Raw genomic sequence first — 11,506 nt, 5'->3', positions numbered from 1 at the left:
GGTCGCAGAGGTCAACGCTCAAACCGGGCTATGCGCGGCGAGGTTGCAATATTGTCCTTTGTAATACAGCAATGGCTGCGTAGCAGCGGCTTCTTGCAGGTTTAACGCTTTCACTTCACCAATCACGATCAGGTGATCACCTGCGGCGTGTTCGGCGTGAATTTCGCAATCAAGCCAGTGCAGGCTGCCGACAATGACCGGATTCCCCAGCGGCGATTCACGCCATTCGATTTCGTGCCACTTGTCCGTGCCTCGCCGAGCGAATTGGTTGGAAATCTTGACTTGCTCATCTGACAGGATATTCACTGCGAATCGACCTGCCCGGCGAATTTTGGGATAACTGGCCGAACTGGACATTACGCTGAATGACACCAACGGCGGGTTCATTGACACACTATGGAACGACTGGCAAGTGAAGCCAATCGGCTCGCCGTCGATGTGTGATGTAATCACCGTGATACCGGATGCGTAGTGCCCGAGCGCTTCGCGAAAGCTCAATGGCTCGATAGCAGAACTAGAAAGTGACATAGTAGGTACTAAATGCTGGGTGCAGATCGAAAGTGTTAAGGACGGCCTGAAGTAGTCAGGTAATGTTGGCTGACTTCGGCCTTTGCCAATGTTGAAAGCGACTCATCGATCAAAACCGATCAAATCGCCCACTCCATTCTCCGTGTTTGGCCGTCGCGAGCAGCTCACGACGGCCATTTTCCGCCTCAGAATTAATTAGTTTGAGAGCTCTCTGCGGACGATTTCTGCGCCTGCACTTAAAGCATTTAGCTTGCCTCTTGCAACTTCGCGAGATAGGGGAGCCATGCCACAGTTGGTGCAAGGATAGAGCTTGTCGGCATCTACAAATTGAAGTGCTTTTCGTAGTGTATTGGCTACTTCCTCGGGTGTTTCAATAGTGTTGGCTGCCACATCAATGGCGCCGACCATCACTTTTTTACCCCGAATGAGCTCAATCAGATCCATTGGAACATGAGAGTTGTGACATTCCAGTGAGACTATATCGATACTGGATTTTTGCAGCTTGGGAAAAGCTTCTTCATATTGTCGCCACTCTGAACCCAGCGTCTTTTTCCAATCCGTATTGGCTTTGATGCCATAGCCATAGCAAATATGGACAGCAGTTTCACACTTAAGTCCTTCAATGGCCTTTTCTAATGTGGCAACTCCCCAATCATTCACCTCATCAAAGAAAACATTGAATGCGGGCTCATCAAATTGGATGATATCGACACCAGCAGCCTCTAACTCCCTGGCTTCTTGATTGAGTATTTTGGCGAATTCCCAAGCCAATTTTTCACGACTTTTATAATGGTTGTCATAAAGCGTATCGATCATGGTCATGGGACCCGGCAAAGCCCATTTGATGGGTTGCTTGGTTTGCCGACGTAAAAACTTGGCATCCTCAACAAAGACCGGTTTTTGGCGAGCAACAGCACCAACGACCGTCGGTACGCTCGCATCATAGCGATCACGAATTCTAACGGTCTTACGGTTTTCAAAATCAACGCCGCTGAGGTGTTCAATAAACGTGGTAACAAAATGTTGGCGCGTTTGTTCGCCATCACTGACGATATCAATACCCGCGTGTTGCTGTTCCTGCAGTGACAAACGCAAAGCATCTTGTTTGCCCTCGATCAAGCCCTCATCTTGCAATTTCCAAGGTGACCAAAGTGTTTCGGGTTGTGCAAGCCAAGAGGGTTTAGGTAAGCTGCCAGCAGTTGATGTGGGTAACAATTTTTTCACAGTAGATGACCTTATGTTTTTGATTCTTCAAAGAGCGTAATTAACGGACCACTGCTCAAGACTAGCTTGGTATGGTTTGATAAAGTTCTCCTCAACAAACCTTCCCTGCTCAATCGCCAGCCGGCTACGCTCTTCCCGATCATAGACAATGCGAGTTAATGAGTAATCCTGGTGCTTCAAACTTGGTCGATAGGATTTTCCTGCTGGAGAATTCGCGTTGTAAATCTCAGGCCGGTAAATCTTTTGGAAGGTATCCATTGTGCTGATGGTGCTGATAAGCTCAAGATTGGTGTAATCACCCAGCAAATCACCAGCAAAATAAAAAGCCAAGGGCGCGGCACTATTCGGAGGCATGAAGTAGCGAACCTTCAGCCCCATTTTTTTGAAATATTCGTCAGTTAAAGAATATTCATCTTGCTGGTATTCAACGCCCAATACAGGATGCCGATTTTCAGTCCGATGATAAGTCTTGCTACTCGAAACACTCAGACATATCACGGGCGGCTTATTGAAATGATCTTTGTAAGTGTCTGAATTCACGAAACACTTGAACAGCTTTCCATGCAGGCCTCCAAAATTATCTGGCGTGCTGAATTCGGGCTGATTCTTGGCGTGCTCCAGCAACAGCACGCTAAAGTCATAATCTCGTACGTAAGAGGAAAAATTATTCCCTACGATGCCATCAAGGCGTTCGTTGGTTTTTCGATCAACAATATTCGTCTTCAATATTTCAATCAAAGGAAGGGCATTGCCACCGCTTTCACCATCAATATTCATCTCAACGGAAATGATTTCAAGTTTGACGGTATAGCGATCGCCATTGGGATTATCCCAATACGCCAGGGCATTGAAACGATTGTCAATCATCCTGAAGGTGTTGCACAAGTTCTCTTGGCGACTCTCTCCCCTAGCCAAATTAGCAAAGTTGGTTGTGATACGCGTATTGTCTGAAGGACGATAGTCTTCATCGAAACAAATGCTCTTGATGGCAAATGTAAACTCTTTACTCATTGTGATCTGGCGCCCTAATTTCTGAGATAAAACCTGCGGTTATTTCTTGCTTTTTTCAGTACTTGCCAGTGTTTTTTTCTGGTTTTTTGATTCAGCAGTCTTGACATTGTCGAGAGCGGAGTCGAATTTTATGCTGCGCCATCGATGAATAAAAATGATTTGATCTCATAGAATCATTAGTTATGCTCATAACTCAATGTGCGGTCGGCTGTAGAAATCTCTGTCCCGCAGGATTCTCTGAATCTCTTGGCTGTCGTGAGGGTGGCTTCATTCAAGAGCAGCTAACAAAACTCCTTGAAGTCCAGTCGGGCATATGCAATCTGCTCAAAATGCAGTTGTTCGCAATACCCCTGTCAGCCGCGCCCACAAAGGGCTCGACAGACTATGTTGTCCGTTTTGACTAAAAACTTGAAAATCGAGGTTGCCCCGACAGACTTTGCGGTCGATTTCTTGATTTTTCTTTTCTATAAAAATCAGATACTTATGAAACGCGTTTCCGACAGACTTTATTGTTCGCTTTCAAATATGAAAACAAATTGCGGAGTTCGTGCATAGGGAAGTAAGTTAGTCGGCAAGGTGTAGCCGGAATGGCAGATTCGCCCGATGGGACAACATGAACAGCCGTTTGTAAGGCCGCATGAAGAAGTCTCGCAAGTTGAGGGACCAAGTCACGGACCGTCGATCTCGAGCACCCGACTGTAGGATTCCAGTCTCAATGCGCGCTCTTGTGTCAGGGCCAGTCCTTCATATTCTTGCATCGGTACGTACATTGTGCCGTGCCGGGTTTCAAACAGAGTGGACTGTGCCTGCAGCTCCGCATCCCGGAAAACAATCCATGCTCGCTGAGACGCTCGCAGATTCTGCGCGGCGGGCGCCGGCAAGACCCGCATCAATTTCCGGTAGGCTGCATTCAACCGGTTATCGTAAGTTTTGAGCGCCGTCGCATAACAGGCTGTCTGGTCGGCCGTGGAGACCGTCTTCTGGTTTGACAGGCAGGCATCGAGCGCATCGGCAGTCATATCCTTGCCTTGTGCTGCACCGGCGGCGAACGCCGGTGTTCCTCCCATAATGCAGAGAGCAAGGACTATGAAGAAGCAGCGGATCGTCGGCTTGGGTGCGAGCCGTTGGCGATAGTTCGATTTCAATGCGGATTCCAGGGATGGATTGGACGCTGTACCGTTTTTGACATGGCTAGGCGGCTTGCTTACGTTTCAGGAAAATTCCGCCGGCAAGAATTACTACGCCTACTCCCAGCAGAAATTTCGATAAGGCATTGCCGCCCACTTCACTATTATTGGCTGCACTGATTGCGAGAGCTGCTGCCTGGGCGTTGGTGGCAGTCATGGCAGTCGCAAATGCGGTCTCGTCGCATTGCTTGACCAAGGATTGTTCGGACTTCTCTGCGGTCATCCTGTCGCGGCATTGTTGCGCTAAAACGGCATCGGCTTTGGGCGGGCCGCTACTGAAACTGAGAATCGCACCCAAAACCAGCAACAGTGCGCCGATGCAGATCAGTATTGCAGGATTCTTTTTCATCAGTATTCCTCAAGTTGTTCCGTGTCAAAGTAACACGTGGGCCTGGGTTGCGATAGAGCCGTTAATGCCGCACGGCGGCTGTGAAAGTATTTTGTCACGGTAAGTCCTTATCACCGCCGCGATTGCGCCATTTTATCGACAGCCAGACAGCAAGTGCCGTCGCCGCTGCAAACGCCAGTACTGCCAGGAAAATGGAGCGGCTCGATAGGTAGACATAGGCCGTGACAAGCCCCACAAACAAGGGTGCCAGCCATTCCTCCAGCATGGTTGACTTGCGCTGGCCGGAGCGGCCGCGGACATTGGGCGGCAGCGTTTGCGGTGCATCCGGATCCGCATTCTCCGGGGCCGTGCGCTTGCGCCTTCCGGTCTCGGGAAAGGCCGCGCTTAAGGCTGCATCGGGCCAGACGTCTGGCGGGCCGGAACCGCCAAGCATCCGCGCCGCGTTGCCGCTGTTTTTCCACTTCAGGAATTCTGCCGCCATGCCGGCAAAATGGTCGCCCGCTTCTGGCGGATGATTGTTGTCCAGGCGGTCCATACTCTGCGCGCCCGTCCGCATCCATTGTTCGCCATCGGCGATATCCGGCAAGCCGGCGGTGCGAAGCAGGACAAATCCGTCAAAATGCGTGGCGACCAGCTTCTCAAACGCTTCGTAGACGGCGCGGTATTGTTCGCCAAGGGCAGCCACCACTTTTTCTTTGCGCTGCGCCAACCGTTGCAGCGCCTGTTTCTTGGCGGTGACGAAGTAGGGATAGAGGGCATCCGGATTTTCCGTGTCTGCCTGGAATTCGGCGCGTTCTCCCTCTGGATCGTCGATATCGAAATCGTCGATCATCCTGGCGAATTTCAAGTCAGCCTCGCCATAGATGCACCACCATAGTAGCGGCGGACCACCATTCGCTTCCAGTTCAATTCCTGCATCATCCCAGAACGCGCGCCATTCATTACGTTCGCCGCTGGGCATTGCCGGCAGCTTGCAACCGTTCAAAAAAACAGGATGAGACATGGCAACTCCTCCAAAAAACTGGGTGGCAGCAACGCCCGGCGCCTTGGCGCCAGGCGGGATTTTCTGAATCGGGTCACGCGATGCCGGAAAGATCGGCTCTTTTTTTATAAAATACTATAGCAAAACATCACATGAGCACGGCAAGGCAGCGACCAGTTGCCAATTGAGGGATCCAATGACACCGTTTTGCCGTCGTAGGTTAGTGACCAATCGTCGCCTCGCGCACGATGTGCGTAGAGTGTTTCTCCACGATATCGCATCGCGTGCAGAGGCTAGACGGAAGAAACTCACGTGCGTCGCGAGCCTTGCCCACTCCATGCCTGCAAACAGGTCAACGGAATTTCATCTCTCGGGTTCCCCGGAACGGTGGGGGTCGAGTAGATCATGATGATGTTCCTTGGCCTGATGTTCAGCCGTTAGGCTGAAGTCGCAATCTCGGAAGCGAAGTCGCGATAGGAACGAAGAGGACGTCCCAGGAGCGCGGTCAAACGTTCCACATCGCCGGCTTCCGGAATCATTCCCTCAGTGAGAAAACGCTCGCTCATCAGGCGCATATCAAAGGCCATCCAGCTCGGCATGAATTGTCGAAGGTTTTTCTCGAACCCGGCGGGGTCATCGCCCGGATAGGCGATCGGACGACCCAGGACGTCTGTCCAGATCGCAGCGATGTCTGCGCCGGTCAAGGTGTCAGGGCCAACGAGATTAATCCGGTCCAGAGGAAGTGGGATAGTGCTTCGTTCTCGGCGGATAAGTTCGATGGCCGCGATCTCAGCGATGTCGCCCGTATCGACCATTGCCAAACCCTTGCTACCGATCGGCATCGGATAAATGCCGTGGCCGGTTACCACATCCTTGATCGTGAGGTCGTTACCCATGAAGTAGGCGGGGCGCAAGATGGTTGCGTTGAGTCCCATTCGCTCGATCATGCGTTCAACCCCGAATTTGCCTGCGAAGTGCGGCACGTTCACGTAAAGGTCACTATGAATCACGGAGAGGTAGACGATCCGCTCGATCCCGGCCTCCCGGGCGACGTTAAGCGCAATCAGCGCCTGAGTGTATTCGTCGGGTACCACCGCGTTGAGCAGGAACAGTGTCGAGGCGCCGGAGAAGGCGCTGCGCAGTGAATCGACGTCGAGCAGATCGCCTTGGACGACGCCGACGCCTGTTGGAAAGTTTGCCTTCGAAGGGTCGCGAACGAGAGCGCGAACATCGGCGCCTCGCTTCACGAGTTGCTCGACAACTTGGCGGCCGATAGTGCCGGTAGCGCCGGTAACGATAATAGTCATGATGATTACTCCTTGGTTGAGTTGGTAAATTCAAAGATGAATAGAGATCCTCGATCAACGAGACACTGCTCTATCCACAGAAAGCCATGCTGGTGCTCGTAGCGTTAAAGGAGATTGGCAAAATGCTTGGCGATCTTCTCCTTTTAGGGAAGTTGATTAAAGGGAGAAATTCACTACCGTCTTGCCGATTTGCGGTTGGGTCCGATTACGCTCGATCGCTTCAGGCAGTTCGTCGAAGCGCACGACGGCGTTGACCTTCGACTGCAAGCGTCCGTGTGCCACGTCCTCTGCGATCGATTGCAGCCGTGCGGCATCCGGTGTGTTCATGAACCACAGGCCACGGCGCCCTGCGGGGGTGTTCGCCTGTATGGCCGGCGATGCGGTGCTGACGATGACGCCATCTTCCGCAAGGACTGACCATGAGCGGTTCAACACCTCGCCGCCGACGTAGTCGAGTACCAGGTCGATATCGCGTGCCGAGGCTTCGAACTGCTCTTTGTCGTAGGCGATGACGTGGTCAGCGCCCAGGCCGCGAACGTAGTCGGCATGAGCCTCTAAGGTGGTGGCAAACACTACAGCGCCTGCCTGATGCGCGTACTGCACCGCGAATCCCCCGAGACCGCCAGCAGCGCCGTGGATAAGAATGCGCTGGCCAGCCTGTACCGGACCGGCAAAGTTCAGGCTTTGCCATGCCGCCACGGACGCCACAGGCAAGGCCGCCGCGTCCAGGAAGCTCAGCGAGTCAGGCATCAGGGTAAGATTAGCCTCGTCTACCGCTACCAGATCGGCATAGGCGCCCAATCCACCGCGAGGCCCCATGACGCGATCGCCTTTACGCAATTGTGTGATGCCCGCACCCACCGCTTCGACGACTCCGGCCAGTTCGATGCCCAAGACAGTCGGCAATTGCAACGGGAAAGCGTCCCGGACATAACCTTCTCGGACCTTCCAGTCCAGTCCATTGACACCTGCGGCCTGGACGCGGACCAGCACTTGGCCTTCTCCTGCCGTCGGTGCCTCGATGGACGAAATCTTGATGGCGGATGGGCCGCCGTATTCGGTAAGAATCAATGCACGGATATTGTTCATGACTAAACTCCTTTGAGATGTGGGTTGCGTACGAACAAATAGTAGGCGGTTCCACATGCAAAACAAAGACTGTAAAATATAGACACTTCGTTTCAAAAGTGAGACATCATGGATTTCAATGCCCTCGAAGACTTCCAGTTAGTGGCCGCTCATGGCGGCTTTGGAAAAGCCAGCCGCGCCAGCGGGCGCTCTAAAGCGACCCTGTCGCGTCGTGTTGCTGACCTAGAAGAAGCATTGGGTATACGGCTCATCGAGCGGGGCGCTCGCAGCCTGGAGTTGACCGAAGCAGGCCAGCTGCTGCGCGCCAGAACGGAGGGACCAATGCACGAGGTCGCCGACGCCGTCGCTGCCGCAAGAGACGGCCTTGCGACGCCGCGCGGGCGTCTGCGTATCGCAGCGCCGCTCCTGTTTTCGCAGTTGGCCCTGGGGCGGATTGCCGCCCGGTTCCTGGCGAGCTACCCGGAAGTGCAGATCGAAGCCGTGGCTGAGGACCGTCTCGTCAATCTAGTAGACGAGCATTTCGATGTCGCCATACGGATCAATCCGAGCAAAGACAGTGCACTGGTCGGCAGATGCTTTGCCAAAGACCGGCTAGTCCTTGCTGCCGCACCATCCATTCAGATGCCGAAGGGAGATCGTGACAAGCCGTTTCCCGTTCCAGCGGTGGTCGCCCCGAGCTATCGCGACGGGGACATCTGGTCCGTTCGTAATGGTCAGTTCACCATCGAACCGCGACCTGTTCTGCGTCTGTCTTCACTCCTGATGGTTCGGGATGCTATTGTCGACGGCGCAGGAGCAGCGATGCTGCCGCAGTCCATCATCGGAAGCTTGCTGGAAAAAGGCGAGCTGGTATCGTGGGGAATTGCCGGGGACGAAGTTGAGCTGTGGGTCCTGCACACCTCTCGCCGTTTGCAGAGTCCTAAAGTCCGGGCCTTTGTGGATTTCATGTGCAAGCAATATCCCAATGGGTCGTTCACCATTCCAATCCGATGAATTGAATTAGGCTGTGACGCGATTAAGCTGAGGACTTCGCCGCCGTTCGGTTACCCCTGCAACCAATAAAAGACGGACCAGCTACTAGCTTTAGCAGCTGGTCCGTTTTCATTTTGGCCCGGACTTCATCGTCCTGCAGTTCAATTTGAATTTTCCCTAGATATCAGAATCATCGCCGTTATCTTATCGATTAACGCTGACTGCTTTCCGGCGCGAAAAGCGGCAATCGTTTTATGCATGGTTTTCTCATGCATTCCTGGCGAAGGGCAACGGACTCGCAGTAGATCCTGGATCAGGTTGGAGCCATTGCAAGGAGACGGGATCACATCGACGGGGCGTGCGGCAGGAATCGAATCATGTGCGATGAAAAACTAAGGTGTTTTCCTGACCAACCGATTTGCTTATTAATTGATGGTAATCGGTTTGATTATATTGCCGGGCCCGTTTATTGCTTTTGCACTCTATGTCAGCGCGCCCTTTAGGGGGAAACCGAATAACGAAAAAAATAGATTTTTCTTTCTTGTAAAACAATCTCAGTTCCGTCACTTGATCCGCTCATTAGACACAATGCAGGAGGAGTAAGGCTACTGAAGGCTAATCTGACTTCATTCTTCTTCAAGTGCTGGAGAAATGATATCGATAGTCCGCTCACAATGCGGCCTACTAATCATTTCTGCGTCGATCTTTCTATCCAACTCGTTTATTTTTATTTCTCATGCCTACCCCACATTTTTTGACCAGGAACTACCTTGCTGCACTGATCGTTTCTCTTGCAGCTGCCGGCTGCGGCGGTGGCGATGGCGGTACAACGAGCGGCAATACAAACAGTAACGCCGACACCACAACGGCGGTTGTCGATATTACTGCGGCTATCCTCGCCAATCAGAACATCGCGCTCAGCACCGACTCGGTTATCAATCTACCGGCCGGCGTCACTACTTATACTGGGGTGATCTCGGGCCAAGGAACGCTGCTCTTAAATCCTGCGGCAGGCAGTAGCCATCCGAGCACTTTTGTCCTCACTCGGGCCAGCACATTCATGCTACCCGACAGCCGCCAGGTTGAGACAGTGACAAAAACCGTCTATCCCGGCATGGGATATGCTCTCAGCATCACCGGAAGCAATCCTCCCGCGCTGACTATCAATCCTGGCGTAACGCTGCAAATCGGCAGCAATACCAGCGCGGATAACTCGCCGAATATTATCGCCACCTCGGACAGCAAAAACCCGGCTAGTGTGGTCAACGGAGAGATCAATCTTGACAATATTCTCAACAACGGCGCCATCGTTCTGAACAGTGCCCAGTTCATTCTGCTTGGGCAGGTCAGCGGTACCGGCTCCATCTCGCAGCTGCCGAACGTTTGGGGCGGCAATTCGATGGGCGGCGTCAACCCATTCTCTGGCGTGCTGGCGCTGAGCGCCGGACAGGATTTCGGGACGAATCACGTCAGCCCATCGATACCCAATGCCAAGGCAGTGGTCAATGAAGGGTCGTGGCTGGTCTGGAGTGCGCCCAACAGTGTCGTGACTGTCACGCAGAATATCTACGAGGCGAGTTTTGGCGGGGATATCAATTTCCATCCCATCGGCAATTCGAGAATCATCATGCGTGGCGTTTATAGCCACACGGATAACAGTCCGCACGGCAGCCCTAATCTGGTCAATCCCGGTTTGAGCGACGCCAGCCTGAATCTGGCGAAAGTGATTTACCGCGGCGGCCCGAATGACGTCAATGGCAACGACGGCAGCTATAGAGGCATCAATATCGAAAGCGGCGGCACGGTCCAGTGGGGAGACGGCACGACGCACGACTTTTTCCTGCCCTCCGCGCCGTCGCCGTTCGCGGCGAGCCCGGCGCTGGGAGCAAAGAATGCCTATATCAACTTGCATCGAGGCGGCACTCTGGCCTTGAACTACAATGGTCCGGTCTCGCTGAACGTGGGTATCACCGGCGGCGGCGGCGGCCCTGACCGCGACGGCAGTACAGGGACGGGGAATGTCACCATCATGCCGACGACCGGCAACGATGTTACCTTTAGCCAGCCGCAAAATTACAACGGCATTACAACCATCGGCGCCAAGGCAATTTTACGATTGGGAGCTGGCTCGCCGCAACCTTTGAACTACGATAAATTGGTCTACAACAGCTCGACTCAACAATACGTCAAGAGCACAACGTTGCAGGCAACTTACAGCGGTGACAGCAGTTTGCTGACGGCAGAGTCGATCGGTGGCGCATCGACCGACAGCATCGTCAACGACGGCAGCCTGATTGTTCAAAACACGACCGACGCCATCACACTTTCCAATATCAGCGGTACCGGGACTTTTCTGCAGAACGGTACAGCCAGCACTACCTTGCGTAACAACAGCTTCAGCGGAGCTGCCATCATCAACAGCGGTAGCGTACTGGCGGCCAGCGCTAATGCTTTCGGCAGCGGCAACCTGATCAACAATGCCGGCCTCGGACTGGGAAACACCCAGTTTGAGCTGGCGTTGGGCGGCAGTTATCAACAAAACGCAAGCGGTTCTTTGACATTGCCAATCAACGGCACCAGCAAGGGCGTCGACTACGGCCATCTGACGGTGCCCGGCCCGGTTGTTTTGGGTGGTGTCCTGGCATTAAAATTCAACGGCACTTTCACAAGCGGCCAGAAATTTGCATTGATCGATGCCGGTGGCGGCATCAGCGGTTCTTTCAGCAATGTTACGAGTTCAGGGCCTGCCGTCGACATCACGTTGAATGGCGGGGTTTTGTATGCGACAGTGAGGTAAAGCGGCAACCAGCACATCGTTAGCCGGCGCCAAGGCAAGTTGTTGCTTGAGCCAGCCAGC

General features: G+C 53.3%; 11 protein-coding genes. 2 read left to right on the top strand and 9 right to left on the bottom strand.

The genetic code is table 11. The features are described 5' to 3' along the window. Positions 1-18: 18 nt before the first annotated feature. The 9 genes from CPter91_RS01670 to CPter91_RS01635 form a co-directional block, all read right to left on the bottom strand. Entirely contained in the window at positions 19-528 is a 510-nt protein-coding gene (locus CPter91_RS01670; RefSeq protein WP_061936143.1) for a flavin reductase family protein, read from the bottom strand. A gap of 195 nt (positions 529-723) precedes the next feature. Next, positions 724-1,752 (bottom strand): methionine synthase, encoded by a 1,029-nt coding sequence (locus CPter91_RS01665; protein ID WP_061936140.1) that lies wholly within the window; start codon positions 1,750-1,752, stop codon positions 724-726. Between the two features lie 27 nt (positions 1,753-1,779). Further along, on the bottom strand, positions 1,780-2,763 hold the full coding sequence (locus CPter91_RS01660; RefSeq protein ID WP_061936138.1) for a DUF1852 domain-containing protein: 984 nt from the start codon (positions 2,761-2,763) through the stop codon (positions 1,780-1,782). Between the two features lie 668 nt (positions 2,764-3,431). Beyond that, positions 3,432-3,908: a lysozyme inhibitor LprI family protein gene (locus CPter91_RS01655; RefSeq protein ID WP_099047152.1), complete on the bottom strand. Its 477-nt coding sequence runs from the start codon at positions 3,906-3,908 to the stop codon at positions 3,432-3,434. A 46-nt stretch (positions 3,909-3,954) separates the two neighbouring features. Beyond that, positions 3,955-4,299, bottom strand: a complete 345-nt coding sequence (locus CPter91_RS01650; RefSeq protein WP_061936134.1) for a hypothetical protein — start codon at positions 4,297-4,299, stop codon at positions 3,955-3,957. Positions 4,300-4,393: 94 nt separating this feature from the next. Then, positions 4,394-5,260: a hypothetical protein gene (locus tag CPter91_RS01645; RefSeq protein ID WP_150119606.1), complete on the bottom strand. Its 867-nt coding sequence runs from the start codon at positions 5,258-5,260 to the stop codon at positions 4,394-4,396. A gap of 146 nt (positions 5,261-5,406) precedes the next feature. Continuing rightward, complete coding sequence (locus CPter91_RS27660) at positions 5,407-5,562, bottom strand: ubiquitination-like system serine protease family protein (protein WP_417924835.1); 156 nt, start codon at positions 5,560-5,562, stop codon at positions 5,407-5,409. A 156-nt stretch (positions 5,563-5,718) separates the two neighbouring features. After that, entirely contained in the window at positions 5,719-6,588 is an 870-nt protein-coding gene (locus tag CPter91_RS01640; RefSeq protein WP_061936128.1) for an SDR family oxidoreductase, read from the bottom strand. Positions 6,589-6,744: 156 nt separating this feature from the next. Continuing rightward, positions 6,745-7,677 (bottom strand): NADP-dependent oxidoreductase, encoded by a 933-nt coding sequence (locus CPter91_RS01635; protein ID WP_061936123.1) that lies wholly within the window; start codon positions 7,675-7,677, stop codon positions 6,745-6,747. Positions 7,678-7,785: 108 nt separating this feature from the next. On the opposite strand from CPter91_RS01635, the gene CPter91_RS01630 reads away from it, so the two are divergent. Further along, positions 7,786-8,670 (top strand): LysR family transcriptional regulator, encoded by an 885-nt coding sequence (locus tag CPter91_RS01630; RefSeq protein WP_061936120.1) that lies wholly within the window; start codon positions 7,786-7,788, stop codon positions 8,668-8,670. A gap of 715 nt (positions 8,671-9,385) precedes the next feature. Continuing rightward, positions 9,386-11,446, top strand: a complete 2,061-nt coding sequence (locus CPter91_RS01625) for a beta strand repeat-containing protein (protein ID WP_061936117.1) — start codon at positions 9,386-9,388, stop codon at positions 11,444-11,446. Positions 11,447-11,506: the final 60 nt, after the last annotated feature.

This window comes from Collimonas pratensis (assembly GCF_001584185.1).
Lineage (GTDB): Bacteria > Pseudomonadota > Gammaproteobacteria > Burkholderiales > Burkholderiaceae_D > Collimonas > Collimonas pratensis.
The sequence above is the reverse complement of the archived record's forward strand: the minus strand, read 5'-3'. Positions and strand labels throughout refer to the sequence as shown.